Here is a 25188-nt window from a genome sequence, read left to right as displayed (position 1 = left end):
GCCGCGGCTAGACGTCTGCCTTGCCCACGCTCGCCCTCAACTCATCAAGGTGAGCAAGAAACAGCTGGAGGATCGGCGACGGATTGGACTCGCTGTAACCGACCACCAGGTCGATGATCGGCGCTTTACCTGCCAAAGGTCGACTGACCACCGACCAATGCATCAGCGGCTCCACATAGGACGGGATAAGTGCAATGCCGCGCGTGGATGCCACTAGGGACATCACCATCGCGGGGTTGTCCACCAGTTGTGCGGGTACGATCTCGACGCCGGCATCTTCGAGGTATCGGTCGATCACCGAACGCAGCACTTTCGCCTTGCTTGCCATGGCGATGAACGGAAGGCCGACCAGATCCTTTGCGCGCACGGAAGCACGCGCGGTCAATGGATGATCGCTAAGCATCAGGGCCACGAGCGGCTCCTTCGCAACGTGCCGATAGGTCAGCTCCAAGTCCGGCTCGGCCCGCATGAAAGCCACATCCAGCCGGCCACGCGCCACTGCCTCGGCAAGATCGGGCGAGTAGTCGCTCGATACGATCACCTCGATATTGGGCAGCTCGGCGCGCAGCACACGCATGACTTCGGGTAGCCACGTCATCTCCTGACCGGTCAGAAACCCTAGGCTGAAACGTTGCTTGGCAGGTTGCGCAGCACGTCGTGCTGCCTCCACGGCGGCATCCACTTTAGTTTTCTGTAAGCCAGCATGAGCGCGGAGCGGATCGACGAGACCCGATTCGCGCTCAGTCCGTTGGGAACCGGTCGCCTGCCACTATCCACACGAAATCGACACCGCTGGAGCGATAAACGCTTACCGAGACGCGGACGCCCCTTCATGGCCCTCATCACCTGTCCAGCATGTGGCGCACAGGTTGGCGAACTTGAACGCGTCTGCCCTTCCTGTGGGGCGGCGTTATCGAAAACGGCCCCCCTGCCCTCGGATGCCGCCACCGGAAAAAAGTCATTGGGGTCGTTCCCCCTGCTGCCGGTGCTCGTCGGAGCACTGCTCATTGCGGGAGTCATCGCAGCGGTTTGGTCGGCACACGAGCACAGGAAAGCTGCCGATGCCGCCATGGCACCCTCTGCGGAGAAGCGCGAGCGGAGCGACGCTGACGCGAAGCTCCACGATTCAGTGCGCCGAGCCATGCTTGGCAGCATCATGCTTCACGATGCCCAGCCCAAAACGGATGGTTATGGGGTGGATCGGGCGATGCTGATGGATGACGGCACCGTTTGTTACAGCTATCACACCCAAAATCCATCAGGAGGCACGGACGCGAAAAGCGCTGTCCTATTGCCAGACAGCCAGGTTCTCCAAGCCGATGTCGGCACCGAACAAACGGCTTGGACGAAGTCATGTGCCCAGCAGACAGGCATGGATGTGACTACCCGGGTCCGCTTGCAGTGACAGATATCATTCGTCGCGCGTAGATCGAAGAAGATTGCCGCGATGAGTGGCGATCTCTTTCTGACGCCGCGAAATCCTCGTTGGCGCTCGACGCACTAACTATCGAAGGTCCCAACAATCAGGCTCGATGCCTTGATGATCGCGACGACGGGCGTGCCTTCGCGCAGGGCAAGCGCATCGAGACTCGCGATGGTGATGATGGAAACAATCGCGTTGCCACCGTCCAGCTCGATGCCGATCTCGGCATTCACGGCGCCGCGCTTGATCGAAGAGACTTTTCCCTGCAACTGATTGCGGGCGGACAATCGCGTCGATTTATCAGGCAGGCCGATGATCACCGACGATGCCTTGATCAGCACGAAGGCACTCTTGCCCGGCGCAAGACCGAGGCTCTGGGAGCTCTCATGCGTCACGGTGGCAACCAGTTGCTGCCCACCTTGGATGTCGAGCTGGATCACGTCGTTGACGACGCCGGACTCGACGGTGGCCACGGTACCGGCCAATTGATTTCGTGCACTCGTCTTCATCGTGAAGCGCCTCACCAGGTCGATATCGGAAAGCGGGTTGTCCGCAATGTGGGCCAGCTGCTTGAGGAATTGCTGATGGACGGCTTCCATGCGTTGAAAGACGTCGATCAGTCGCCGCGCGCGCGCGGTCAACACCGCACCGCCGCCGCTGCGCCCGCCGACGGCACGAAGCACCAGCGGTTCGCCCGCCAGATTGTTCATGGCGTCGACGGCCTCCCATGCGCCTTTATAGCTCATGCCCACTTCGCGGGCAGCGGCTGCGATCGAGCCCGATTGGTCGATCTTCATCAGCAAGGCGATGCGTTCGCGCCCGCCGAAATTGCGGCCGTCGGCTTCCAGGCCGAGTGTCCCTTTGATGGCTAGCATGGGGCTTGCTCCTCCTTCACGCCCGGCATGTTCGTCCCTGCGATGACGGCGCCGGGTGCGACCGCCCTAGCGTACATCCCGCGGATGAAGGCATCGACCGGGCACGTCGCACGTGACGTCGCGTCTGCGCGGGCCCCGACTTCGACGCCTAGATAGCTGTCTAGACATATACATGTGCGAGCAGCGCAAAAATTTGTCGCAAGAATCTGATGCAAGTGGGATCTTCGCTATATAGTTGCCTATATATCGGTAGGACAAGGTTACCCCGCCCTCACGTGCGCTAACCCACCGCAGTGTCGACCAAAAGGACTCAACACCCATGCGTCGTGCACCTCTGTTTGCCGCCATTCTGGCGTGTTCGACCACGATTGCCGCTTTCACCCAGGCCACGGATGCACCAACGCCAACGCCACCGTCTCCCGCCGACAAAAACGACGCCACCACGCTCGACAAGATCACCGTCACCGCCCGCCAGCGCGAAGAGGAGCTGCAAAAAGTTCCGGTCGCCGTGTCGGTGGTGAGCGGTGAATGGCTCGACCGCTCATACACGGTCAACACCCAGCAACTGAGCCTGCTCGTCCCGTCGCTCTATTACAACTCCGCGAACCCGCGCAACACCGCTTACACGATACGCGGGCTGGGCTCCAATACGTTGTCGGTCAGCGCGGCGAACGATGGCATCGAGCCGGGCGTGGGGTTTTATGTCGATGGCGTCTATCACGGCCGCCCGGCGACGGCCGCCTTTGACTTCACCGATATCGAACGCATCGAAGTGCTGCGCGGACCGCAGGGCACGCTGTATGGCAAGAACACGACGGCCGGCGCGATCAATATCACCAGCCGCGAACCTACTTTCGTGCCGGAGGGAAGCGGCGAGCTCTCCGTCGGCGAGAACGGATTCCTGCAGGCCAAGGCGAATGTCTCCGGCCCGCTCAGCGATACGGTGGCCGGTCGATTCGCCGCGCAATTCACCGAGCGCGATGGCGTCCTGCACAACGTCACCACCGGCAAGGATGAGAACGGACTGGACAACTATGCCCTGCGCGGCCAGTTGCTGTTCAAGCCCAATGACGATCTCAACGTGCGCTTGATTGCCGATGTGTCCAATCTCGATTCGGATTGCTGCACGCAGAACTATCTGCGCGTCGGCACCAGCCTGAAAAGCGCGGCGCGGCAATTCGAAGGACTTTCCCTCAACCTGCCCGCCCACGGTTTTCCCGTCTATGTGCCGCCGAGCCGCAATGTGTACGACCGGCTCACCGATATCGACGCGCCCTTGCACATCAATACGCAGGACGGCGGCGTGTCGCTCAATGCGGACTGGAATCTGGGCGCCGTCACGCTGACCTCGATCACGGCCTGGCGCTACTGGAAGTGGGATGTTGCCAACGATCGCGACTACATCGGCCTGCCGATCCAGACGGTGCAGCGCATACCGTCGCGGCAGGACCAGTACAGCCAGGAGTTCCGCGTTGCCTCCAACGGCGAGGGACCTTTCAGCTACGTCGGAGGCCTGTATTTCTACACGCAGGAGATCAACGGCAAGCCGATCAGCGTGTATGGTCCGGCCGCCACGTATTGGCTGGTGAGCACGACGAATTTCCCGCGCATGCCGGACAACCTCGCCGACGGCTATGGCCAATACGGCAACTCGCATTTCGAGATGAAGAGTTATGCCGCCTTTGGCGAGGCGAACTACCGAATCACTGACAAGCTGACCGCGACGCTGGGCCTGCGCTACACCTACGAAGACAAGAACGGCGACTATTCGACCACCGTGTCGGGCGGCTTGCCGACCACGCCGGGCAGCATCCAGGACAGCGCCAAGCTCTCGCTGTTCCGACCGCAGAGTTATTCGGCATCCGATAGCGGCGGCAACGTGTCGGGACGCACCAACCTGGCCTATCAGTTCACCGACAACCTGATGAGCTATCTGAGTTATGCGCGCGGTTACAAATCCGGCGGGCTCAACATGTCCGGCTTGCCACTGGATGCCTTGAACAATCCGGCGCTCGCTACGGCCGTGATCAAGGACGAAACGAACAAGACCTGGGAAGCGGGCCTGAAGTCGGCATGGTGGAACGGCCGCGCGACACTGAACCTCGCCGCTTACCACACGACCGTCAATAACTACCAAGCCAACATCACCTCCAGCGTCGAGACCGCGGCGCTGCGTACGTATCCCGCCAATATCCCCGAGGTCACCGTCAAAGGCTTCGAAGCGGACTTCGCGGCGCAGGTGTTCCAGGGCTTCGTAGTGCATGCATCGCTTGCCTATGCCGATGGCAAGTACTCCGACTACCCGCTGGGGCCCTGCCCGCTGGAATGGCAGAACCCCAATGCGGCGGGCGGTTGCCAGCCATTCAAGGCGCCAGCCTCGCTAGCCAATAAGACGTCCAATCCGCGCGGCAACCCGAACGTGCCAGGCGCTTACGTGCTCACCGGATTGCCGTTGGCGGGCCTGTCCAAATGGGCGGGTTCATTGGGTTTCGACTATGAGCTGCCATTTCGCAGCGGCGCCTTCCTCTTCCATGTCGATTCGAGTGCGCGCAGCGGTTACAACAGCGACACCAGCAATTCCATCTATACGACCATCGCCGGCTATAACGTCACCAACGCCAGCATCGGGTATCGCTTCAACGAGCATTGGGAAGCGGACGTGTTCGCGCGCAATGTGTTCGACAGCAATTACATCACTGCGCTCACCATCCAGACGGGCAATTCCGGCTTGATTCTCGGACAGCCCAGCGATCCGAGAATGGTGGGTGTGACGGTGCGTGCGAACTTCTAAGTTGTTCCGCCTGGGCCGTGAATTCTGCGCGGATCGTTGATCCGGTCCGCGCAGAGGTCGGTTACCCATCCTTTGGCGACAGAGCGCGACGGTCGCCCGACGCAGATTCCGTCAGACCTGCGCCTGACCGCCGTCCACGAACAGTTCCGTTGCCGTGATGTAGCTGGCTTCATCGGATGCGAGGAACGACATGGCGCTCGCGATTTCCTCGGCAGTTCCCACGCGACCCAGCGGCGTGATGTCGGACGCCTGCGCAACAAACTGCTCGATCTGCTCGTCGTTGAGGCCAAGCTCCGACTTATACGCCGGGGTCACCACCGTGCCGGGGGCGACAATATTGACTCGGATACCCCGGCCCTTGAGGTCCGACGCCCATGTGCGCACGAAGGAACGCAAGGCGGCCTTGGTCGCCGCGTACACGCCAAAAGCGGGAGCCCCTTTGACCGCAGTGATCGACCCTGTCACCACAATCGAGGAGCCCTGACCCATCAACGGCAGCGCCTTCTGGACAGTAAAGAGCGTTCCCTTGACGTTGATGTTGAAGTACTTGTGGAACTGCGCCTCGGTGATCGCGCCCAGCGGTGCAAACTCACCACCGCCTGCATTGGCGAAGAGCAGGTCCAAGCGCCCCTCGGCGGTCTGGATGACCTGATAGATACGGTCGAGATCGGCATTGTCGGAAACGTCGCCCTGGATAGCCGTCGCGTGACGGCCGATCTCGGCGACTGCCGCGTCCAGCTCCTTTTGACGCCGGCCGGTGATATAGACCTTGGCGCCCTCCTGGGCCAGACGCTTGGCGGTGGCCAGTCCGATGCCAGAGCTTCCGCCGGTGACCAGGGCGACCTTTCCTGCATGACGTTCGACATTGATTTTGCTGCGATTTGCGGTGTTCATGTGCTCTCCTGTGGGTCAATTCGCCCGGTGAGCTCTGTTTATGGGTGTCCAGTTGCGTGAATAAATGCGGGCCTGGTGGTTTGTTTATGCACCCACGTGGATAATCGAACGACGTTCCGGAGCGCCCCATGGCTCATCTGCAAGCCATCCGCGTCTTTTGTCGCGTGGTCGAAACCGGTGGCTTCAATCGCGCTGCCCAATCGCTGCAGATGCCCAATGCCACTGTCAGCAAATGGGTCCGCTCGCTGGAAGCCCACCTTGGCGTCTCCCTGCTGGAACGCAACACGCGTCGCGTGCAGGTCACCAACGAAGGCACCGCTTACTTCGAACGCATGCGCCAGTTGCTGGCCGAACTGGACGATGTCGAGTCGACACTCGGCCGGACCAAGGCCAATCCGCGCGGCCGGTTGAGAGTCGACACCGGAGGTTCGACGGCCAGCGGCATCCTGATCCCGGCACTCCCTGAGTTTCGCGAGCGCTATCCCGATATCCATGTCGAAATCGGCGTGACGGATCGCGTGGTGGATGTCATCGGCGAAAACGTCGACTGCGCCATTCGAAGCACGGCCAATGACGGTTCGCTGATCGCCCGTCGCATCGCCAAACTCCGCTGGACCACCTGCGCCAGCCCCGCCTACATCGAGCGCTACGGCGTGCCCGAACATCCTCGCCAGATCCTCACGGGAAGCTATCCCGTCGCGGGCTATTTCTCCGCACGTACGGGCCAGGTCCAGCCACTGCACTTTCAAGACAAAGATGGTGCGTTCCAGATCGAGCCGGTCACCAGCGTGACGGTCAACGAGAGCAACGCGCACCTGGCAACCGCACTTGCTGGACTGGGGCTCATCCACACGCTTGATTTCATGGTGCGACCATCGATCCTGCGTGGGGAGCTTGTTCCCATGCTGGAGCCATGGCGCCCCGATCCTTTGGACGTCTATATCGTTTACGCGCCCAGTCGGCAGTTGAGCGCCAAGGTCCGCGTCTTCGTCAGCTGGATCACCGAGGTCTATGCGCGGCACCAGGACGCTTAGCGCGGGAATCGGCCACTGGCCTGCCGAAACACAGCGGCGCATCACCGACCAGGACAACGACAGCGAGGCCGCGGCCCTCACTTCAGGCCGTCGTAGACGATCCTGGTGAAGAAGTCCGGGCCGATGACGAACTTGCCGTAGGTGGCATCGAAAGCCGCAGTGGGCTTTGCTGCGACCACCTCGTCCCGCGAATTGCCTTGCTTCTTCAGAGCGGCGACGTTGTCGCGAATGCCAACGAGCATATCGCGGAACGCCACCAGATCCTTGCGGGTGCCGACGGGACCGTGACCGGGCACCACGACGGTCTTGTCCGTAATCACCGCGAGTATCTGATTGTCGACGTTGATCATGCCGTCGATGCCGCCGCCCTGCTCGTTGTCGATAAAGGGATAGACGCCATTCCAGAACAGATCGCCAAGCACGGCGACATCCGCCTTCTTGAAGTAGACGTAAAGATCGCTGTCAGTGTGCGACGGCGCCACCGGGGTCACCACAATCGTCTCGCCGTCGAAGTTGTATGTTTTAGGTGCGTCGACGATGACGGTAGGCATGCCCTCCGGCGCCATGGGCTTGAAGGTGTAGTTCCAGTCGTCCACCCGAGTGGCGGTGGAAAGGTGCTTTACCGTATTGGGCGTGGCGACGATGGTCGCCCCCGCCTGGTGCAGCCACGGGTTGCTGTCGCTGTGATCCCAGTGGTAGTGCGTGTCGATCAGGTACTTGATGGGTGCCTTGCTGACCTTGGCCAACGCCTCGGCAATCCTGTCTTTGGACAACGAGATGCCGCCATCGACCATGAACTTTCCCTCGCTGCCGGTCAGCACCGTGATATTTCCACCCGACCCGGAGAGGACACTGATGTTCCCACGCACCGGCGTGATGGTCATGATCGCCTTGACGGCGCCCTCATTGATGGTGATGACCGGACTGACCGGCTGCGCCTCAGTGCTCAGCAGCGCACCGGGGGAGCTGAGCATGAGGGCTCCAAGTATCACGAGCGCGGTGGGGCCTCTTTGCCAAAACGTCGTCGTCAACATGTCGCTCTCCAGCTGATGGAAGGGATTTGCGCCCTACTTCGTTACGCGCCGATCAAGGAAGTCGCGAATGAGCGGCACCATGACGTCGGCCTTGTCCTCCAGCGCAAAGTGCCCCGTCGGGATCAGATGAAATTCCAGCTCCTGAAGGTCACGCTTGTACGGATGGGCGCCGTCGGCCGGGAAAATCACGTCGCGCTCACCCCACACAATCAGGGTCGGTGGCTGGTGCCTGCGGAAATACTCCTGAATCTTGGGATAGAGCGGGAGGTTCGTCCGATAGTCGTACATCATGTCCAGCTGGATGTCTGAGTTGCCGGGCCGATCGAGCAAGGCCTGATCGTGGACCCAGTTGTCCGGCGACACTCGGGTCACGTCATCGACGCCATCGGTGTACTGGAATATGGTTGTTTTGAGCGTGAACAACTCAAGCAATGGCTTCGCGTTCTCATCGGATCGATCCGCCCAGTACTTCTTGATCGGATCCCAGAACGCCTTAAGCCCTTCGTCGTACGCGTTTCCGTTTTGCACGATCAAGGCCGTGACCTGCCCAGGATGTTTCAGCGCCAGGCGCCAGCCAACAGGCGCGCCGTAGTCCATGACATACATGGCATAACGCTTGATGCCCAGCTTGTGCAGCAGTTGGTCGACCAGTTCCGCGTAGCGATCGAACGAATAGGTGAAGGATGCGCGGTCGGGCATGTCACTCTGTCCGTATCCCGGATAGTCCGGCGCCAGTACGTGGTAGCGATCGGCCAGGGCGGGAATCAGATCGCGGAACATGTGCGATGAGGTGGGAAAACCATGGAGCAGGAGCACGCATGGGTTGTCCTTTGAACCTGCTTCCCGATAGAAAATGTTGATGCCGTCGATCTGTTCGAATCGATGATGGGTCACCGGCACGGTCAGTGCCTTGTCGGATTTCTCGCGATTCATGGAATGGCTCCTGGGCTGTGGGGACAGCGGTCAGTTGGTGGATCGGTGCTCGTGCGGGTGTGCCTAGGCCTGGGCTGCCAACGGGCGCAGCGGACCCCACAGCGGTGCCTCCAGAGCGCGCGCAAGCTTTTCCCGCCGCCAGGCAGACGGGCTGGCCTTTACCCGCCGAAAGAAAACCCGCGTGAAGTGACTCTGGTCTGAGAAGCCCGCGGCGGAAGCGATACTCGCGAGCGGCTCGTTGGTCTCGGCCAGCAGGGTTTTCGCCAGATCAATCCGGCGCCCCAGCAACCACTGGTGCGGGGTATGTCCGGTGGAATTCTTGAAGAGATAGGAAAAGTGGCTGATCGAAAGTGAGCACGCACGGGCCAGCCGCTCGACGGACAGCTTGTCGTCGATCTTCGACGAGACGATCGAGTCGACCTCGCGGATCTGCCACGGAGCCAGTCGATCGCGGTCGAAGGTCGAACGGGCCCTGGCGCGACCATAGGTCCGCCCTATATGTGACACCACGGCATCCATGACCTGTTGCAGATAAGCCGACCGCGGCTCCTCGGACGATTGGAGCAAGGGTATGCAAGCGAGCGCGAGATACTTGAGGATGGGATCAAACAGCGACAACCTGGCAGGCTTTCCCCCGAACATTTCGACGGCCTGGCCCTCGACGCCAGCCATGTGCAGGTCGAGCTGTGACTTGGGGAAATGAAATTGCATGCAATTGAGCGGTTCACGGACCAGGCACTTCCAGCAGTGCTCCCGGTCATAGATCCCTATCATCCCCGCGGACTGGAACGTGAGCGCCATGTGCTCGTTGTCACACCACATATCGTGCCCCACGCAGTTGGCGAGATAGACCAATACCGTGAACATGGAGCGATGCGAACGTGAATGGTGGATACACCCGTCCTGGGAAATCGAAGGCTCATAATCGATGGCGCAGCGCGTTGAGGCCAGGTAGGCGCTGCAACCCAACGTGCATGTGTTGCCGGAGTTCAGACCGGTCAGGCTCAAGATGGAAGCTTCTTCATCGCGCACGATCCACCCTCCAACGAAAGCTTGGAGCTACGACTCTGGGTTGCTTGAGGCAGCCGAACGTCAACAAGCGGGGACCGCTGAATCGGCATCCTCGCCTCGGCGCCAGGCATTGATCTTGCGCCGAGACGATGGGCAAGAGAATGCGTTGACTACGCAATGCTGCGCTTCATCCTGCGCAAGGATCGATCACCGGACGGAACCGCCGCACCTTGGCTCGGCTTTCTCATCGCGACTTGATACCCATGGTGTCTCTCGCGTCCCGCCCGGACGATCGCAAGGACGGCTTCTGGCGACAGGCACCATGGCCGCCAGACGGGCGAGCAATGGCACCATGATGACCTCCACGTATCCGCGAATTAAGGCAGGCCGATGGATCGCTATGGCGCCATGAAGATCTTCGTGAAGGTCGCCGAATGCGAAAGCCTGGCTGAGGCGGCGCGCGTGCTTTTCATGAGCGCATCGGGCGTGACCCGGGCCATCACCTATCTCGAAGAGCAAATCGGCACGCGCTTGTTTGTACGTACGACGCGCGCACTCAAGATCACCGAAGCTGGCACGCGTTATCTGCAGGACTGCCGGCGCATTCTTGCCGACATCGAAGCGTCCGAATCCGCTGCCGCCTCGGCCTATTCAACGCCATCGGGCAGGCTCACCGTCACCGCCCCGGAGCTCTTTGGCCAGCTTTATGTGCTGCCTATCCTGCTCGACTTCCTGCAGCAGCACCGCAGGGTGGTCGGGCATGCGCTATTCACCAATCGCGTCATGGATCTGGTGACCGAAGAGATTGATGTCGCAGTTCGGATCGGCAATCTGCCCGACTCCGACTATCGCGCCATTCCGGTGGGTTCGGTACGCAGCATCGTCTGCGGCTCACCCACTTACTTTGCAGCGCACGGGGTACCGCGCACGCCATCGGATATCCACGGGCACAATCTCATCGCCGTCGACGACGTGTTTGCGCCGCAGGACTGGGAGTTCTGCAATCCCGACACGACAGTCACCGTCAGTCCAAGACTGCTGTGCAGCACAGATGAGGCCGCAGTTGCGGCCACGATCGCAGGTTGGGGGCTGACGAACATCATGGTCTACAAGATAGCAACGCCGCTGGTCGAGGGCCGGCTCCAACCTGTGCTCACCGAGTTCGAAGGACCAGCTATCCCCATCCATGCGCTGGTTCCCGAAGGACGGCACATGTCGGCAAAGGTGAAGCTGTTCCTGGACACCCTGGTCGAAAGGCTGCGGCATAACTCGGTGCTAAACCAGCGGCATCCGTGATGATGGCATAGGGACCTGGACAGTCGAATCCAACACGACGTCTCTTGCTCGCCCCTCGTCGATCCTTTTGCATCTTTGTCCAATCGTCGGCGATTCAAACAATACGGCGACTCGCGCCTTAGCCAAGCTTTGCATCAAAGGCCCGCGTTTCAAGGCGTGGACCAGCCGAGGCAGCCGCTGATTCGATCGAGGTGGGCCGATGAAGATCTACTTAATCTCGCTCGCCGTGGGCCTCTTGGTGGGGCTCATTTACGGCGTTCTTGACGTCCGGTCACCCGCGCCGCCGATGGTGGCGCTGGTTGGACTCGTCGGCATCCTGGTCGGAGAGCAGGCCGTTCCCATCGTGAGGAAGATGCTCCAGGGCCAACCCGTGACGGTCGCGATCTGCACCAAGGAGCTGCGTGCTCACACCTTTGCACGCCTGCCCAGCGTCAATGACCTTAAGTCGAAGCAAGCAGAGCACTAGCTCCACGCGCAGGCAAGATCGGATGGCGGCTCAACAGCTATGGACAAGCTCATGGAAAAGACGCTGGCGGTCACGGTCCCTGATGGCCGGTTCTCGGCCTATGTGGCTCATCCAAAGACAGGCGGTGGGCCGGTGGTGGTTGTGTTGCAGGAGGTGTACGGCGTGAACGCCAGCATTCGCCTGATCGCCGGGGCGATGGCCAAGGAAGGTTTCATTGCGATTTGCCCCGACCTGTACTGGCGAGTTGCGCCCGATATCGAACTGTCGGACCACATCGAGGCCGAGGTCCGGCAGGCGTTCGAAATCTGCGATCAACTTGATATCGCCAAGGCGGTCGGGGATGTCAATGCGACCGTGGAGTGCGCGCGTCCCCACTCATCCACCCGCAAAGTCGGTGTCATGGGATTTTGCCTGGGAGGGCTGCTGACCAACCTCATGGCCTCACGCCATCGCGTCGACGCCGCTGTGTCCTATTACGGTGGCGGCACCGAGCGCTACGCGCAAGAGCTGCGAGGGATCGAAGATCCGCTTCTGATGCACCTTGCCGGGAGCGACGAATACCTGTCCCCGGCTGCGCAAGACACCGTCCAAAGAGCCCTGTCAGTCCATCCGACCGTGGAAATCGATGTCTATCCGCACCGGCATCATGCCTTTGCCCGGCCCGGGGGAAGTCACTACAACGAAGGGGACGCATCGCTTGCCATGCGTCGTACCGTGCAGTTTTTCCGCAAGCATTTATGCTGCTGAGCACGGCCTGTTTGTTGCAAACTAGCCGTCCATGATGGTGGCAATGGTCGGCGTGCCCGGTGGAGGTTCCATGAACAAGATCAAGATTCTTACCGTGCTTTTCGCTCTTTCACTGAATCTCGCCGGGACCATTGAGCCCGTGCTTGCGGACGATGCAAGCGCAAATCCGGCTGCCATCGCCGATGCCATGCCAACGGGCTACCGCGATTGGAAGCTGGTTTCCGTTGCCCATGAGGAGGGAAATCTCAACGACATACGCGCCATCCTCGGTAACGATATCGCGATCGAGGCCTATCGAACTGGCAAGCTGCCCTTCCCCGATGGCGCCATCATCGCGCGGATCGCCTGGCAATACGTTCCGTCCGAAGAGAACAACAAGGCCTTCGGCCGCCAGCAGTCTTTCATCGCGGGCCAGCCTACGAATGTTCAATTCATGATCAAGGATGCCAAGGCCTACGCGTCACAGGGTGGCTGGGGCTTTGTACAGTTCAACGGCGGCAAGCCTGCCCACATGGATGCTCATGCCTGTTTTGCGTGTCATGTGCCCGTGGAAAGTCGCGACTATGTGTTTACGCGCTATTCGCCTTGACGCCGCCATGTCGGTTCGGTCGCGGTCATCCGCCTGATCATGCTTAGCAAACGTGGGTCCTCATGAAGATCAGGAATTGGACGATGCGAATCGAGGCGAACAAGTAGCCAAGGCCCAGGGCGATCTGCAGCGCGAAGTGCCAGCGCAAGCGGGCCAGCCTGCGGAGTCCGTCGATGAAATTCAATGCGACCAGTGCGCAACCCAGGCCCGCGACGATATAGCCGGCGATCGTCGGGTTGGGCACGCCGATCAGGTCGGACAGGTCCGGAGTTCGAACCGTGCCGAGTCCCGCAGCCACAATAAGGGTGGCAACCACGGCATTTCGGGCATGGTCGAAGATGGCTCTCAAGCCGCCTCGATCGAACAGCGCAGCCATGAGAGAGTCAGGGGTCGTGCGCATGGATTCTCCCTCGTTAGCGTGAGCCCAAGACACGGTCGAGCCGCCGCTCCGCTTCGGCCCAAGGCCTGGGATGCTTCTGTTGCAGCCCGCGTGGCCGATATCCGCCGGCTGGCGCTCAGTCAGCCAGCTTGCGATACAGGCGGACGATCAACTCCTCCGCGACCAGCATCACCACAACGACGACAATGAGCGCCACGATGCCGTGGAATGCACCGTAGAACCGCACGTCCTCGCCAAACAGCTGGACGATCGCCTCCAGTATCACGAACTTCGATCCGAACAAGATCAACCACGCACAGAAGAACCTGAGGAATTTCATCCAGCCGCCCGGCTTCGCCTTGAAGTAGGTGCCGACGCGATGCTCGAGGGCCACGGTCAGTTTCAGCAGCACCTGCAACACGATGGCGCAAAGCAAGGAGGTGGTGAATGTATCGACGTAGACGTTCTTCCAGTACTCCGCAAAAAGGTTGAGCACCACCAGGTCCATCAAGACTCCGGTGTAGTAGCGAACGAACAGGCGCTGCCTGTTGGAGAGTGCTGCACCTGTGACCGGCAGGAGCGCTTCGCTCGTCATGGCTTATTCCCCATTGGTGTCAGAACCAGGCGCCAGGCAGCCCATCTGCGGATACATCACACTCCCGCGCCGTCATCTCAAGATAGCGCAGAGTTCGCGATGCGCGCGTTTGCAAATTCGCCCATCGCCAGCGGATCCGCATGCGCCGCGACGAGTTATCGAAAGAGACGAAAGAGTTCTACCTAGTGGATTTAGGTAGATCTACTGAGCACTGCGCCATCAACGTTACATCGCTCGGCTTCAACACGCAGGAACGAGCTTGGCGCGCGAGTGAAACCGGACAAATTCACAAGGATGCCACGCCTCGCGTTTCATGATTTGGTAGGGATCTTCCATGCGATCGGGGTGTCGCGTGAATCATCTGACCACGGCTGGCCATGCGCATCGGCGCAGGGTCCACGGGTAGTGATTCAACGAAGGGGGATATATGAAGTATCCACTCATCGCCTTTGCGCTGTTGTCCTGCATGCTTGCCGATGCGCTAGGTCCCGCGCTGGCCGACGAGCATCCGATGCTCGACTATGTGGCCATCGATGCCGGCATTTTTTCCAATGACTTGTCGGCGACCATGCGGGTCGACGGCGACATCAAGCGCTCCGGTACGTCGCTCGATTTTTCGCGCGATCTTGGCCAGGGGGGAACCAAGAGCCTGCCCTTCATCTCGGCAAGCTGGCGCCCCTGGGAGCGCCATGAATTCGAATTGACTTACTTCCATGACGACAGCGACCATTCGCGCACGGTCAACCGGTCGCTGGTGTTCAACAACCAGACCATTGCCGTCGGCAGCACCTTGAGCTCCAAGTTCACGCTGGACGCAGGCGGTCTGACGTATCGGTATTGGATCTGGATCAGCGACAAGGGAGCCTTTGCTCTGGCCGGCGGCTTGCAGAATTACAGTTTCGACCTGCGCCTGAAGGGCACGATCAACGCCGCCGGTACAAACGGCAGCGCCTCTGCGACGCGCACGGTCTCGGCAAGCGCGTCCACCGATCTCCCTGATCCATCCATCGGTGTGTCTTACCGCTACCAGATCGAAGACTGGGCCCGCTTCGTCGCCGACGCCGGGGCCTTCAAGGCCAACATCGGCGACATCGATGCCAAGCTTTACAACGCGCGCCTGGGTGTGGAGTTTTACCCATGGCCCAACTTCGGCGTCGTGACCCAGTACGCCTACAACAAGATCAACGCCGACATCGACAAAAGCAGCTTCAAGGGACACACGAGCTTCAAGTTCAATGGATTTCAGCTGCTGCTCAAAGTGCGCTTCTAGTGGTTGACCAAGCCGTACATTCGCTGCTGAAGGTCAGGGCGAGCCTGCGACGCAACCACCGGTGGCCCTGAGCGAACACGAAGGGGGCCGCGTGAGTCGCAGATGGCGAATCGACCAGCTTCCCTCACCCATCGCTCTGATCGTGGTCGCGGTGGCATGCATCCATGCGGGTTGCACGCTCGGCCCGGATTATGTGCGGCCGACCGTCGATGTACCGCAGGGCTATCGCTTTGCCGATGCGGCAAAAGGCTACGCCGTACCCGCGTCGACCCTGGCCGACGTACCCGCCTGGTGGCGCAGCTTCGGCGACACCGAGCTCGACGCCCTGGTGGCTGAAGGTCTGGCGGCCAACCACGATCTTCGTATTGCGACAGCGCGCGTGGATGAATTTGCCGCGCTTGTCGTGAGCTCGCGTGCGCAAGGCCTGCCCCAGGTCGGTTATGGCGCCAATGCCAGCCGCCAGCGCGTGAGCCAGAGTACGACCCCGCTGCCGGCGGGCGCCAATCCCGAGATTACGAGCTATTCCGCGCTCCTGTCGGCGAGCTGGGAGCTCGACCTTTGGGGGCGCATTCGTCGCGAAAACGAAGCGGCGCGAGCCAACCTCTTCGCGACCGAAGAAGCGCGCATGGGCGTCGCCCTGACCCTGGTCTCGACCATCGTCTCCGGCTATATCACGCTGCTCGATCTGGATCGTCAGCTGGAAATCTCGCAAGCCACGCTGGACGGCCGCAGGCGCACGGTCGAGGTATTTCAGCTGCGCCTGGATGGCGGCGCGGTGTCCGAATTCGAAATGATGCAGGTCACCGCCGAGTATGAAACCGCGGCGTCCGCCATACCGGTGCTGCAGCAGGCCATCGCGCAGCAGGAGCATGCCTTGTCGGTGCTGATCGGCCGCAACCCGGGACCGATCAAACGCGGACACAGCCTGCAGCAATTGAGCGTGCCGCGCGTGCCGGCCGGGCTGCCATCGGATTTGATCACCCGGCGCCCCGATATCCTGCAGGCAGAGCAACAGCTGGTGGCGGCCAACGCGCTGATAGGCGCCGCGCGCGCGCTGTACTTCCCCACCCTGTCGCTGACCGCTGCCGGAGGTGGTGCAAGTCCAGAACTCAATGGCTTGTTCTCCGGCCGTTCGCGCACGTGGTCGTACGCTGGCCAGCTGCTGGGTCCCATCTTTTCGGGCGGCGCCATCGATGCCGCCAACCGCCAAGCGGAGGCACGCCGGGATCAAGCGCTGGAGGCCTATCAGCAGACGATCCAGAGCGCCTTTCGCGATGTCGACGATGCGCTCGCCGCCATCCAGGCCAAGCGCGTGCTGATCGCCTCGCTTGAACGGCAGGTGGCGGCGCTCACGCGTGCGGTCGAGCTCACGCGAGAGCGTTACGACAACGGCTATACCGATTATCTGGAAGTGCTCGACACCGAGCGCAGTCTGTTCTCCGCGCAACTGTCGTTGAGTTCGGCGCGCGGGGACGGCTATCGCTCGCTGGTGGATTTGTACCGTGCGCTGGGTGGCGACTGGATTCCCCAGGTGGCGCCGCTACCGGTAGCGCGCCAAGCAACCAGCCAAGACCGCGCCACCGATGCATCGCGCCAGCCTGGTGCCCGGCCGGCCCTACCGTGAGTCACGTGACGAGAGCGCCCATGCCCACTGAGCCGTCCAACGATCGCCAAGAGCACGCCGAGGCACCAGTAAGCGAGTCGCCGCCCGCTGGTGCAAAGCCCGATGCCGCTGCGGCTGGTGCGCAACCGGTTCGCCGGATCGTGCTGGGCACGTTGTTGGTGTTGCTGGCGATCTTCATCTACCACATGGTGGCTGATCGTTTTACGCCGTACACATCGCAGGCGGCGATCGATACTTTTCTGGTGCAGATCGCGCCAGAAGTCACCGGGCCGGTGGTGGCGGTCGAGGTGGCCGACAACCGCAGGGTGAAGCAAGGGGATGTGTTGTTCCGCATCGATCCGCGACCGTTTCAGATCGCCGTGCGCGCAGCCCAAGCCAACCTGGTGCTGGCGACGCAGGCCGCCGACGCCTCGGTGGCCGACGTTCGCGTGGCCGAAGCGCAATTGAACCGGCAGCGCGTGGATCTGGCTGCCTCCCAGCAGCTGGGCAAGATCGTGCTCGATCTGTCGGCCAAACGCGCGCTCTCGGAAACATCGGCCATCCGCGCCCGCTCCGATATCGCCAAGAACATTGCCGATATCGGCCAGGGCGAGGCGCAAACCGAACGCGCACGCATACGCATGGGCGAGACCGGCGCCAGCAATGCGCAGGTACGTCAGGCGATCGCCGCCCTGGACCAGGCCGAACTCGATCTGCGCCACACCACCGTGATCGCGCCGAGCGACGGCGTGGTCACCAATCTGCGCTTGTCGCCCGGCCAGTTCGGCAGTCGCGGCCAGCCCGTGCTGAGCTTCGTGGCCGACGGCCCACGCTGGATCAGTGCCGCCATGCGTGAAAACCAGCTCGGTCATATCGCGCCGGGCAACCGCGCTTACATCGTATTCGACGATCGGCCGGGCAAGGTCTATCCCGCGCACGTCGACAGTGTGGGCTGGGGTATCGCGCAGGGTGACGAGGCGCCAAACGGGCAACTGCCCACGGTCAATGCGCCCAGCGGATGGCTGCGCGAGCCGCAGCGTTTTCCGGTACGGATCATGCTCGATCCACCCCGTGATTCTTCAGAACAGCTGCCACCCGGCCGCAGCGGTGCGCAGGCCAACGTGGTGGTTCTCACGCGCGAACATTCGGTGATGAATCCGCTGGCGCGCCTGTGGATATGGATGGTCGCCATGCTCAGTTACGTGCGATGAGCGCGGCCCGCACCGAGGCGCGCGCGCAAGGCGAGGTGAACTTGCATGCCACCCTGCGCTTTGCAGTGGGTGTCACGGCGGCGTTTGTCGTCAGCGAGATACTGCGATGGGCGCCAAGCTTTCTGGGCCCGGTACTCGCCGCCGTGCTGCTGACCAATCTGCCGATGCGGCCGCCGCTGAAGATGGCGTTGGGCCTGATGGTGGTGATGACGGTCACGTCGCTGTTTGCCTATGCCATCGCCTCGCTCTTTCGCCAGACGCCGGTCGTGTTGTTTGGACTGATTGGCCTGGGTGTATTCCTGGCCTTTCTTGGCATAGCCAAAGGCCGGCCGCCGTTGCCGCCGCTGCTGTTGTTGATCAGCCTGGCGACGATACCAGTGGTGGTGATGGTGGCACCGGCCCAGGCGGTCGTCCTGCCGCTGGCCTTGATTCGCAGCATGGGAGTGGCGCTGCTGACGATCTGGGTCGTGTACGCCGTATGGCCGCTTACGGCCGCGCCCAAGCCGCCTGCCAATGCGCCAGTGGGCATGAACGCGCCCGTGGCCATGGCGCTCGCCGGCGTGGCCATCGTGATGCCTCTGATGCTGGCCTATCTGCTGTTTGGCCTGGTCGATGTCTTGCCGGTGATGATTGCCACCGTGATGCTGGTGGCCAATTTCGATCTGCAGCGCGGTCGCATGCACGCGCTGGGCATGATTGTCGGCAATTTTGCCGGCGGCTTGCTGGGTTTGCTGATGCATACGATGTTGCTGACCACGCCCAGCCTCCCCTTCCTCGCCGGATTGCTGTTGGTGGTGCTGCTCGGCTTCGGGCAACGCGTCATCGCTGGCGGGCCGTCAGCCGGCGTTGCCGTGCTGGCCTGCAATGCGATGTTGATCATCCTCAGTACGGCGATTGCCTCTGATACCGGCTCACTTTCGCTGTGGCTGACGCGCGTGCTTCAATTTGCCCTCGCCGGTGCTTTTGCGGTGGGCATGATGACGCTGGCCTGGCATCGCGCGATGGAAGCGGCCGTGGCGAAACGCCCCTCCACCACCCACTGATGCTCACGCGACCCCGGATCCCGGAAATACAACGATGCCAACGCTGTATTCCTACCCCGATCTCTTTGGCGTTGCCGACAATAACCCGTTTGGCCTCAAGGTCTACGCCTTCATGCGACTGTGCGGCATGGCCTTCGATCACCAGCATGTGCTGGACACCAGGCAGGCACCGCGCGGGCAGCTGCCCTATCTGGTGGACGGCGATCAGAGCATCGGCGACAGCGACACCATCATTGCCTATCTCAAGCAACACTATCGCCTGACCATCGATGACCAGCTGTCACGGGACGAATGGAATCTCGACCTGCTGGTGCGGCGAACGCTCGACGATCTCTACTGGCCGATGAGCTACTCAAGGTGGAAGGACGATCGTTACTGGCCGCTGTTCCGCGATGCGTTGCTGAGCACGCATGCGGAGCTCAGTGCAGGCGATCTTGAAGCCGCCCGCGAGTACAACCGGTTGCGCTACCACTACCAGGGCATAGGACGCTATGAACCCGCGCAGGTCTACGAGCGGGGCGTGGCCAATCTTCGTGCGGTGAGCCAGGTACTGGGATCGCGTGAGTATGTGTTCGGCGCCAGGCCGCACTCGCTCGATGCTGCGATCTATGGGTTTATCGCCAACATCTATTTCTACGACATCGATACGCCGCTGAAGCAGTGCGTGATGGCCAGTCCCCAGTTGGTTCGGCATTGCCAGTCGATGCACGCGGCCATGGCCTTAAATCAACGCTAAGAGCCGCACGAGCCTGTCGCGCGTAGCGGCTACCTGTGGGCGCGCACCCTGTGCGCGACAACCCTACGGAGCTGTGCACCGCAGCGTGGCCGTCGCGCACAGGGTGCGCTCCTACAAGGAGAACGCTGGCTAGTGGGTGGCGGATCAAGGCGCCGGCCAGCTATTTGTGGGAGCGCACCCTGTGCGCGACAACCCTACGCAGCCGTGCACCGCAGCGTGGCCGTCGCGCACAGGGTGCGCTCCCACAGACAAGCAGCGGAGCCCCATCTCGCGCGCAATCATCTTTTTATACATGTACGCATAAAAACACTTGACTTCCCGCCACCACTGATTATTATGCGTACTTGTACAAAATAAGGCGCGCCCAGAAGGGATGCGAACTTGACGCAGGGAGCCCGCTCAAGGCGCTCGTCGCCACTATCTATCGGAGCCCTAATCATGAACGTCACATATTCATCTTTCCACCGCACTCTTTCAGCCAAACGCCTGCTCGCGACTGCCCTGATGCTGGGCGCGACCTTGGTCGCTACCCCGCTGCTGGCGGCAGACAACACCCAGGCCAATGCAGTGCCGCAAGTCGCCACGCAAACCCGCAACAGTGAGGCTCTCGAGGTGTCGAGCAGCCGTATCAACGGCCGCATCGATTGGGATGTGGACTACCCCTCCCAGCTTGCTCCGCAGCCGGTGGATACCCTCAGGCATGTCGGTCACGTCGCGGAGTCTGCATCGGCGGCTGCCTCGACTCAGGTAACGGTGCGCTGAAACCCGTGCCGCGGCGATTGACCGCGGCGTAACACGACGAACGACATGACTGGTCTGAAGCGATGGCGCGCCGAAGCGCCATCGCGGGCAACGATGCCGGACCGACATCGCAAGTAAGCACGACAGGACTGCCGGGCTTCACGGGCACGCTTTCAACGTCGCCGCCCTGCACGCCCTGCTTTCGGGCGTATTCAATACCTCAAGTTCAATTCCGGCACGCCCGGCCGGTTGAGCTCGAACAGCTCCTGAAATTCTTCTTCGCTGAGTTCATCCGGTGCATACACGGCCACCGGGTCCCACACGTGGTCGGTGGTCTGTGGCTGGCGGGGGCCGCCGCGCAATGAAAACAGCACGCCATCGCGCTCAAGCAGTTCGGGGGCTTCTTCGACGTGTTCGGTTTTCACGTCATGGGGGGCAACAAGGAACACGGCGAAAATCATGGGTTACTCCTCGTGCAACTACATCAGGCCGTCAGCGACCGATGTTACCTGCTTGTGCGATGGGGTGCCGACCGTGCGACAAGCCGCTCCCGCCCGCCGCGCCGATACCAAAGTATGGGTGACACCTTGGTGCAATGGTGCCGGCCAGATGGCCTGCCTATGGTGCGCACTTGGTTGACAGCGTCTTTCGGGTGCAAGCTCAGGCGTGGCGTCTCGGATTGCGCGTTCTTCGGGAAACTTTCGGCGCAAGCCGTCCGTCAAACCGCAGCGCTCCATCGAGGCCTTCACCATGGCACTGAGCAAGTTGCCCGTTGTTCCTGCGAGCTTCTTCGGCATCGTGCTTGGGATTGGCGGCCTGGGTAACGCCTGGCGGGCGGCGCATCAGGTCTGGCAACTGCCTTCGTGGGTCGGCGAGACCCTGCTCGCCCTGGCGGCCTTGGTATGGATCAGTTTGATCGTGCTGACCTCGGCCAAATGGATCTATGCGCGACCTGCCGCGCTCGCTGAACTAAGCCATCCCGTGCAAAGTTGCTTCGTGGGACTGGCCGGCCTCACCACCATGGTGATGGCCGGCGCTGTGTTGCCCTATTCACGCAACACGGCGCTGGTGCTGTTCGTGCTCGGCTTTCTTCACACGGTGAGTTTCGCCGTGTGGCTGACGGGTACGCTGTGGGTGGGGGGACGGGACAAGGCGTGTACTACCGCGGCGCTCTATCTGCCGGTAGTAGGCGGCTCCTTCGTGGCGGCAGCCGTGGCGGCCAACCTCGGCTACGCCGACTGGGGCCAGTTGGCCTTTGGCGCCGGTGCGTTCACCTGGCTGGCGATCGATGCGGTGCTGCTGCATCGGCTCTATACCGCCGACGCGATGCCGCCGATGATGCGCCCTACGCTGGGCATCCAGCTGGCGCCGCCGACGGTGGGCGCGATCGCGTACATCAACCTGAGCAGCGGTCCGCCGGACCTGTTCATCCACGCCATGCTGGCCTATGGCCTGATGATCGCAGTGGTATTGCTGCGCCTGCTGCCATGGATACGTGCCCAGCCTTTCTCAGTGAGCTATTGGGGCTTCACCTTCGGCGTCACCTCGCTCACGGCGGCACCACTGCGCCTCATCCAACATGGCGAACAAGGTCCGTTTGCCCTGATGGCTCCGTATCTGTTCATTGGCGGCAACCTGGTCATCCTGATCATGGCGGTGGCGACCCTGCGTCTGCTCGTGCCGGGGAAACTTTCGCCTCCGCAGTGAGTCGATTCCATGGGCGCTGAGCCTAGCCCTGATGCGCGCGGAGTTGTCAGCCATGAGCCACGTCGTATCCGTCAATGTCGGCCTTCCCGCAGATGTGCAGTGGCGCGGCAAAGTTGTGCGGACGGCGGTATGGAAACGCCCCGCGGGCGGACGCGTGATGGCGCGCCGGCTCAACCTCGATGGCGACGGCCAGGGCGACCTGCAGGGCCACGGCGGCGTCCATCGCGCGGTGATGGTCTATCAGGTCGCCTCGTACCGATACTGGGAGCAGGTGCTGCAGCGAACGCTGAGCGAATACGGGATGTTCGGTGAAAACCTCACCGTGGATGGACTGCCCGATGACGACGTATGCGTCGGCGACCGCTATCGCATTGGCGGCGCCGTGTTCGAGGTATCGCAGCCGCGCGTGACCTGCTACCGCGTGGGCATACGGATGGACGAGCCGCGCATGCCCGCCCTGCTCGTCTCGCATCGCCGTCCCGGTTTTTACTTTCGGGTGATCGAGGAAGGCGAGATCGGTGCGGGCGATGAGATCGTGCGTGTCGAACGCGGGCGTGAAGGCATGACGGTGGCTGAAGTGGATGGCTTGCTTTATCTGCCGGATCATCCGAAAGACCGCGTACAGCGTGCGGCCAGTGAGCCTTCGCTCAGTCCTGGCTGGAAGCAGTCGTTCGATGCCCTGCTGGCGAACACCGAGGGCCTGCAAGGAAACGCCGGACTCGCGCCGGTCTTACCGCCGGCTGCGTGGCCGGGCTTTCGTGCCTTGCGGGTAGTGAGCGTGGTCGAAGAAAACAGCGAGGTGAAATCCTTGCTGCTGACCGCGACCGAGCCGCCTTTTCTCGCGCCTCCGGCCGCAGGATCGTTCGTGGTGTTGCGCCTGCCCGTCACCGATGGCGGCAGCGCAGTCACGCGCAGCTATTCGATCTCCAATATCGGTGAAGAAGGCTGCTATCGCGTGAGCATCAAGCGCGGCTCCGGCGAGGGCAGCCAATATATTCACAGCCATATCCATGCGGGCGACCTGCTTGAGGTCAGTGCGCCGCGCGGAACCTTCACCCTGCAAGCGGGCGACGATCCCGTGGTCTTGGTGAGCGCCGGCATCGGCGTCACGCCGGTGCTCGGCATGCTGCATCAGTTGGCGGCTGAAGGCATGGCGGCCAAGCGCGAGATCTACTGGATCTACGGCGCGCGCAATGGCGCCGAACATCCGTTTGCGTTGGAAGTCCGCCATTTGCTCGGCGAGCTGCCGCATGTGCACGTGCTCGTCGCATATAGCCAACCTCGCGCTGAAGACAAGCTGGGCCGCGACTTCGATGCCGCTGAACACATCAGCGCCGCGACCATGCAGCGGCTGGGCGTACCCGATACGGCCCAGTTCTACCTGTGCGGACCAGCGCGCTTCATGTCGGACCTGATGGACGGCTTGGAAGCGGTAGGCTACGCGGCCACGCGTCTGCACACGGAAACCTTCGGCAGCGTAGCCTCGATCACACCGGGCATCGCCGCAGGCCCCGCAAAGCCTCCGCATCGGCCGGAAGGTCCAGCAGGGCAAGGGCCCACCGTATCCTTCAGTCGTAGCGGCCTCGCCCTGCCCTGGTCCGATCGATATCAAAGCCTGCTCGAATTTGCCGAAGCCTGCGATGTGCCGGTGCGCTGGTCATGCCGCGCCGGTGTCTGTCATACCTGCGAGACCGCGCTCATCGCTGGCCGGATTCGCTACGACACTGAACCGGTGGGCGCGCCCGCCGATGGCAGCGTGCTCATTTGCTGTGCACGCCCCAGTACCGACATCGAGCTTGATCTCTAAGGCAACCCACCCATCACCGGTTTATTTGCGCCTCGGAACAAAGCCCGGCACGCCAGTCTCGACCACGGCATTCAATCGAACCGACGTGGTGATGCCTTCTTTCATCTGGCGCATCGCTTCGTCGGGCAGCGAGTCGATAGCGAAGTTTTCCTCGATATGCGCGGGATTGGTCGACGTGGTGAGAAACGCCGTGCCACGCTGCGCAGCCCAGGCCAGCGCCACTTGCGCTGGCGTCTTGCCAACGCCCTGGGCGATGCCAGTGATCACCGCGTCGTCGGTGATACGCGGCTCCATGCCATGGCCCAGCGGCGCAAACGCCAACAACACTATGCCGTGTTGCTGGCAGTACTCGAACAGCTCCCATTCGGGCAGATACGGATGACATTCCACCTGCACCGCGGCGGGCTTGATGCGCGCCACCTCAACAATTTCCTTGAGCTTGGGCAGGGTGATGTCCGATAGGCCGATGGCGCGGCACTTTCCTTCATCCACCAGACGCTCCATCGCGCGCCAGGTCTCCAACAGGGTCACGCCAGTGTCGTAGACAGGTTGGTCGTGCTCGTCGCGGGGATCCATCTCGTCGCCCGGTCTGAACGCAAACGGCGTGTGGATCAGATACAGATCGATATAGTGGAGCTGCAGCCGGCGAAGGCTCGCTTCAAACGCAGGCCTGACGCGTTCCGGCCGGTGATTGGTGTTCCACAGCTTGGTGGTGACGAAGAGCTCCTCGCGCTTCACGGTGCCGGCCGCAAACGCCTCCTGCATCGCCACGCCGACCACATCCTCGTTGAGATAGCGTTCTGCAGCATCGAGATGGCGGAAGCCTGTTCCCAATGCCGTCTTGATGGCCTGCTTGGCCGCATCGCGGTTGGCGATCAGGGTGCCGAATCCCACCGCGGGCATGTCGCCGGTGCCGTGGGACAGGGGAATGGTGGTGTAACGAAGATGGTCGGACGAACGCATGTCGTGCTCTCTGGTGGGATGCGCCGCTTGCACAGGGCAG

The 25188-nt window shown here is 61.8% G+C and carries 25 protein-coding genes; 15 read left to right on the top strand and 10 right to left on the bottom strand.

Annotated features, from left to right (window positions below):
* Positions 1 to 7: 7 nt before the first annotated feature.
* Positions 8 to 670, bottom strand: a complete 663-nt coding sequence (locus AC1DMY_RS04365) for a LysR substrate-binding domain-containing protein (RefSeq protein ID WP_477164189.1) — start codon at positions 668 to 670, stop codon at positions 8 to 10.
* Between the two features lie 162 nt (positions 671 to 832).
* Here AC1DMY_RS04365 and AC1DMY_RS04360 point away from each other — a divergent pair, with 162 nt between their 5' ends.
* Positions 833 to 1405: a zinc ribbon domain-containing protein gene (locus tag AC1DMY_RS04360; RefSeq protein ID WP_477163772.1), complete on the top strand. Its 573-nt coding sequence runs from the start codon at positions 833 to 835 to the stop codon at positions 1403 to 1405.
* Between the two features lie 95 nt (positions 1406 to 1500).
* On the opposite strand, the gene AC1DMY_RS04355 is transcribed toward AC1DMY_RS04360, so the two are convergent.
* On the bottom strand, positions 1501 to 2298 hold the full coding sequence (locus tag AC1DMY_RS04355; RefSeq protein ID WP_477163771.1) for a TOBE domain-containing protein: 798 nt from the start codon (positions 2296 to 2298) through the stop codon (positions 1501 to 1503).
* A gap of 319 nt (positions 2299 to 2617) precedes the next feature.
* On the opposite strand from AC1DMY_RS04355, the gene AC1DMY_RS04350 reads away from it, so the two are divergent.
* Positions 2618 to 5089: a TonB-dependent receptor gene (locus AC1DMY_RS04350; protein ID WP_477163770.1), complete on the top strand. Its 2472-nt coding sequence runs from the start codon at positions 2618 to 2620 to the stop codon at positions 5087 to 5089.
* 111 nt (positions 5090 to 5200) lie between these two features.
* On the opposite strand, the gene AC1DMY_RS04345 is transcribed toward AC1DMY_RS04350, so the two are convergent.
* Positions 5201 to 5983, bottom strand: coding sequence for an SDR family oxidoreductase (locus tag AC1DMY_RS04345; RefSeq protein WP_477163769.1), 783 nt, complete (start codon positions 5981 to 5983; stop codon positions 5201 to 5203).
* A 128-nt stretch (positions 5984 to 6111) separates the two neighbouring features.
* Here AC1DMY_RS04345 and AC1DMY_RS04340 point away from each other — a divergent pair, with 128 nt between their 5' ends.
* Positions 6112 to 7017 carry a LysR family transcriptional regulator gene (locus AC1DMY_RS04340; protein WP_477163768.1) on the top strand — a complete coding sequence of 302 codons (906 nt, stop codon included), beginning with the start codon at positions 6112 to 6114 and terminating at the stop codon, positions 7015 to 7017.
* Between the two features lie 77 nt (positions 7018 to 7094).
* Here AC1DMY_RS04340 and AC1DMY_RS04335 read toward each other — a convergent pair whose 3' ends face one another.
* From AC1DMY_RS04335 to AC1DMY_RS04325, 3 genes are all read right to left on the bottom strand, one after another.
* The gene (locus tag AC1DMY_RS04335; protein WP_477163767.1) at positions 7095 to 7991 is read right to left on the bottom strand and encodes an MBL fold metallo-hydrolase; all 897 of its coding nucleotides are present in this window, start codon (positions 7989 to 7991) and stop codon (positions 7095 to 7097) included.
* 93 nt (positions 7992 to 8084) lie between these two features.
* A complete protein-coding gene (locus AC1DMY_RS04330; RefSeq protein WP_477163766.1) occupies positions 8085 to 8984 on the bottom strand; it encodes an alpha/beta fold hydrolase in 900 nt (299 codons plus the stop codon).
* A 63-nt stretch (positions 8985 to 9047) separates the two neighbouring features.
* Positions 9048 to 10016, bottom strand: coding sequence for a helix-turn-helix domain-containing protein (locus AC1DMY_RS04325; protein ID WP_477163765.1), 969 nt, complete (start codon positions 10014 to 10016; stop codon positions 9048 to 9050).
* A gap of 387 nt (positions 10017 to 10403) precedes the next feature.
* Here AC1DMY_RS04325 and AC1DMY_RS04320 point away from each other — a divergent pair, with 387 nt between their 5' ends.
* From AC1DMY_RS04320 to AC1DMY_RS04305, 4 genes are all read left to right on the top strand, one after another.
* On the top strand, positions 10404 to 11291 hold the full coding sequence (locus AC1DMY_RS04320) for a LysR family transcriptional regulator (RefSeq protein WP_477163764.1): 888 nt from the start codon (positions 10404 to 10406) through the stop codon (positions 11289 to 11291).
* A gap of 199 nt (positions 11292 to 11490) precedes the next feature.
* A complete protein-coding gene (locus AC1DMY_RS04315; RefSeq protein ID WP_477163763.1) occupies positions 11491 to 11757 on the top strand; it encodes a XapX domain-containing protein in 267 nt (88 codons plus the stop codon).
* Positions 11758 to 11808: 51 nt separating this feature from the next.
* A complete protein-coding gene (locus tag AC1DMY_RS04310) occupies positions 11809 to 12504 on the top strand; it encodes a dienelactone hydrolase family protein (RefSeq protein WP_477163762.1) in 696 nt (231 codons plus the stop codon).
* A 70-nt stretch (positions 12505 to 12574) separates the two neighbouring features.
* Positions 12575 to 13093, top strand: a complete 519-nt coding sequence (locus AC1DMY_RS04305) for a cytochrome P460 family protein (protein ID WP_477163761.1) — start codon at positions 12575 to 12577, stop codon at positions 13091 to 13093.
* 43 nt (positions 13094 to 13136) lie between these two features.
* Here AC1DMY_RS04305 and AC1DMY_RS04300 read toward each other — a convergent pair whose 3' ends face one another.
* Positions 13137 to 13493, bottom strand: coding sequence for a hypothetical protein (locus AC1DMY_RS04300; protein WP_477163760.1), 357 nt, complete (start codon positions 13491 to 13493; stop codon positions 13137 to 13139).
* 115 nt (positions 13494 to 13608) lie between these two features.
* Positions 13609 to 14067 (bottom strand): hypothetical protein, encoded by a 459-nt coding sequence (locus AC1DMY_RS04295; protein WP_477163759.1) that lies wholly within the window; start codon positions 14065 to 14067, stop codon positions 13609 to 13611.
* 427 nt (positions 14068 to 14494) lie between these two features.
* Between AC1DMY_RS04295 and AC1DMY_RS04290 the strand changes: the two genes are divergently transcribed.
* The 6 genes from AC1DMY_RS04290 (at position 14495) to AC1DMY_RS04265 (ending at position 20692) form a co-directional block, all read left to right on the top strand.
* Positions 14495 to 15337 carry a hypothetical protein gene (locus AC1DMY_RS04290; protein WP_477163758.1) on the top strand — a complete coding sequence of 281 codons (843 nt, stop codon included), beginning with the start codon at positions 14495 to 14497 and terminating at the stop codon, positions 15335 to 15337.
* Positions 15338 to 15428: 91 nt separating this feature from the next.
* Positions 15429 to 16961, top strand: coding sequence for an efflux transporter outer membrane subunit (locus AC1DMY_RS04285; protein ID WP_477163757.1), 1533 nt, complete (start codon positions 15429 to 15431; stop codon positions 16959 to 16961).
* A gap of 20 nt (positions 16962 to 16981) precedes the next feature.
* The gene (locus AC1DMY_RS04280) at positions 16982 to 18151 is read left to right on the top strand and encodes an HlyD family secretion protein (RefSeq protein ID WP_477163756.1); all 1170 of its coding nucleotides are present in this window, start codon (positions 16982 to 16984) and stop codon (positions 18149 to 18151) included.
* Positions 18148 to 19194, top strand: a complete 1047-nt coding sequence (locus AC1DMY_RS04275; protein WP_477163755.1) for a DUF2955 domain-containing protein — start codon at positions 18148 to 18150, stop codon at positions 19192 to 19194. The genes AC1DMY_RS04280 and AC1DMY_RS04275 overlap by 4 nt, the downstream gene beginning before the upstream one ends.
* 34 nt (positions 19195 to 19228) lie before the next feature.
* Positions 19229 to 19930 carry a glutathione S-transferase C-terminal domain-containing protein gene (locus tag AC1DMY_RS04270; protein ID WP_477163754.1) on the top strand — a complete coding sequence of 234 codons (702 nt, stop codon included), beginning with the start codon at positions 19229 to 19231 and terminating at the stop codon, positions 19928 to 19930.
* A 438-nt stretch (positions 19931 to 20368) separates the two neighbouring features.
* A complete protein-coding gene (locus AC1DMY_RS04265) occupies positions 20369 to 20692 on the top strand; it encodes a hypothetical protein (protein ID WP_477163753.1) in 324 nt (107 codons plus the stop codon).
* Between the two features lie 191 nt (positions 20693 to 20883).
* Here AC1DMY_RS04265 and AC1DMY_RS04260 read toward each other — a convergent pair whose 3' ends face one another.
* A complete protein-coding gene (locus AC1DMY_RS04260; protein ID WP_477163752.1) occupies positions 20884 to 21132 on the bottom strand; it encodes a Rossmann-fold NAD(P)-binding domain-containing protein in 249 nt (82 codons plus the stop codon).
* Positions 21133 to 21421: 289 nt separating this feature from the next.
* Between AC1DMY_RS04260 and tehA the strand changes: the two genes are divergently transcribed.
* Together tehA and AC1DMY_RS04250 are read left to right on the top strand one after the other, a co-directional pair.
* Positions 21422 to 22378: a dicarboxylate transporter/tellurite-resistance protein TehA gene (gene tehA / locus AC1DMY_RS04255; protein WP_477163751.1), complete on the top strand. Its 957-nt coding sequence runs from the start codon at positions 21422 to 21424 to the stop codon at positions 22376 to 22378.
* 52 nt (positions 22379 to 22430) lie between these two features.
* Positions 22431 to 24185 carry an MOSC domain-containing protein gene (locus AC1DMY_RS04250; RefSeq protein ID WP_477163750.1) on the top strand — a complete coding sequence of 585 codons (1755 nt, stop codon included), beginning with the start codon at positions 22431 to 22433 and terminating at the stop codon, positions 24183 to 24185.
* A 21-nt stretch (positions 24186 to 24206) separates the two neighbouring features.
* On the opposite strand, the gene AC1DMY_RS04245 is transcribed toward AC1DMY_RS04250, so the two are convergent.
* On the bottom strand, positions 24207 to 25148 hold the full coding sequence (locus AC1DMY_RS04245; RefSeq protein WP_477163749.1) for an aldo/keto reductase: 942 nt from the start codon (positions 25146 to 25148) through the stop codon (positions 24207 to 24209).
* Between the last annotated feature and the right edge of the window lie 40 nt (positions 25149 to 25188).

It is taken from the genome of Dyella sp. 01L423, from assembly GCF_056399945.1.
The sequence above is the reverse complement of the archived record's forward strand: the minus strand, read 5'-3'. Positions and strand labels throughout refer to the sequence as shown.

What these genes read in the sequence shown, in the direction of transcription:
- AC1DMY_RS04350 (WP_477163770.1), top strand. Translation starts at nt 2,618, where the DNA reads ATGCGTCGTGCACCTCTGTTTGCCGCCATTCTGGCGTGTTCGACCACG.
- AC1DMY_RS04295 (WP_477163759.1), bottom strand. Translation starts at nt 14,067, where the DNA reads ATGACGAGCGAAGCGCTCCTGCCGGTCACAGGTGCAGCACTCTCCAAC.
- AC1DMY_RS04305 (WP_477163761.1), top strand. Translation starts at nt 12,575, where the DNA reads ATGAACAAGATCAAGATTCTTACCGTGCTTTTCGCTCTTTCACTGAAT.
- AC1DMY_RS04320 (WP_477163764.1), top strand. Translation starts at nt 10,404, where the DNA reads ATGAAGATCTTCGTGAAGGTCGCCGAATGCGAAAGCCTGGCTGAGGCG.
- AC1DMY_RS04290 (WP_477163758.1), top strand. Translation starts at nt 14,495, where the DNA reads ATGAAGTATCCACTCATCGCCTTTGCGCTGTTGTCCTGCATGCTTGCC.
- AC1DMY_RS04360 (WP_477163772.1), top strand. Translation starts at nt 833, where the DNA reads ATGGCCCTCATCACCTGTCCAGCATGTGGCGCACAGGTTGGCGAACTT.
- AC1DMY_RS04335 (WP_477163767.1), bottom strand. Translation starts at nt 7,991, where the DNA reads ATGCTCAGCTCCCCCGGTGCGCTGCTGAGCACTGAGGCGCAGCCGGTC.
- AC1DMY_RS04355 (WP_477163771.1), bottom strand. Translation starts at nt 2,298, where the DNA reads ATGCTAGCCATCAAAGGGACACTCGGCCTGGAAGCCGACGGCCGCAAT.
- AC1DMY_RS04250 (WP_477163750.1), top strand. Translation starts at nt 22,431, where the DNA reads ATGAGCCACGTCGTATCCGTCAATGTCGGCCTTCCCGCAGATGTGCAG.
- AC1DMY_RS04315 (WP_477163763.1), top strand. Translation starts at nt 11,491, where the DNA reads ATGAAGATCTACTTAATCTCGCTCGCCGTGGGCCTCTTGGTGGGGCTC.
- AC1DMY_RS04265 (WP_477163753.1), top strand. Translation starts at nt 20,369, where the DNA reads ATGAACGTCACATATTCATCTTTCCACCGCACTCTTTCAGCCAAACGC.
- AC1DMY_RS04345 (WP_477163769.1), bottom strand. Translation starts at nt 5,983, where the DNA reads ATGAACACCGCAAATCGCAGCAAAATCAATGTCGAACGTCATGCAGGA.
- AC1DMY_RS04300 (WP_477163760.1), bottom strand. Translation starts at nt 13,493, where the DNA reads ATGCGCACGACCCCTGACTCTCTCATGGCTGCGCTGTTCGATCGAGGC.
- AC1DMY_RS04280 (WP_477163756.1), top strand. Translation starts at nt 16,982, where the DNA reads ATGCCCACTGAGCCGTCCAACGATCGCCAAGAGCACGCCGAGGCACCA.
- AC1DMY_RS04275 (WP_477163755.1), top strand. Translation starts at nt 18,148, where the DNA reads ATGAGCGCGGCCCGCACCGAGGCGCGCGCGCAAGGCGAGGTGAACTTG.
- AC1DMY_RS04260 (WP_477163752.1), bottom strand. Translation starts at nt 21,132, where the DNA reads ATGATTTTCGCCGTGTTCCTTGTTGCCCCCCATGACGTGAAAACCGAA.
- AC1DMY_RS04330 (WP_477163766.1), bottom strand. Translation starts at nt 8,984, where the DNA reads ATGAATCGCGAGAAATCCGACAAGGCACTGACCGTGCCGGTGACCCAT.
- AC1DMY_RS04270 (WP_477163754.1), top strand. Translation starts at nt 19,229, where the DNA reads ATGCCAACGCTGTATTCCTACCCCGATCTCTTTGGCGTTGCCGACAAT.
- AC1DMY_RS04245 (WP_477163749.1), bottom strand. Translation starts at nt 25,148, where the DNA reads ATGCGTTCGTCCGACCATCTTCGTTACACCACCATTCCCCTGTCCCAC.
- AC1DMY_RS04340 (WP_477163768.1), top strand. Translation starts at nt 6,112, where the DNA reads ATGGCTCATCTGCAAGCCATCCGCGTCTTTTGTCGCGTGGTCGAAACC.
- tehA (WP_477163751.1), top strand. Translation starts at nt 21,422, where the DNA reads ATGGCACTGAGCAAGTTGCCCGTTGTTCCTGCGAGCTTCTTCGGCATC.
- AC1DMY_RS04310 (WP_477163762.1), top strand. Translation starts at nt 11,809, where the DNA reads ATGGAAAAGACGCTGGCGGTCACGGTCCCTGATGGCCGGTTCTCGGCC.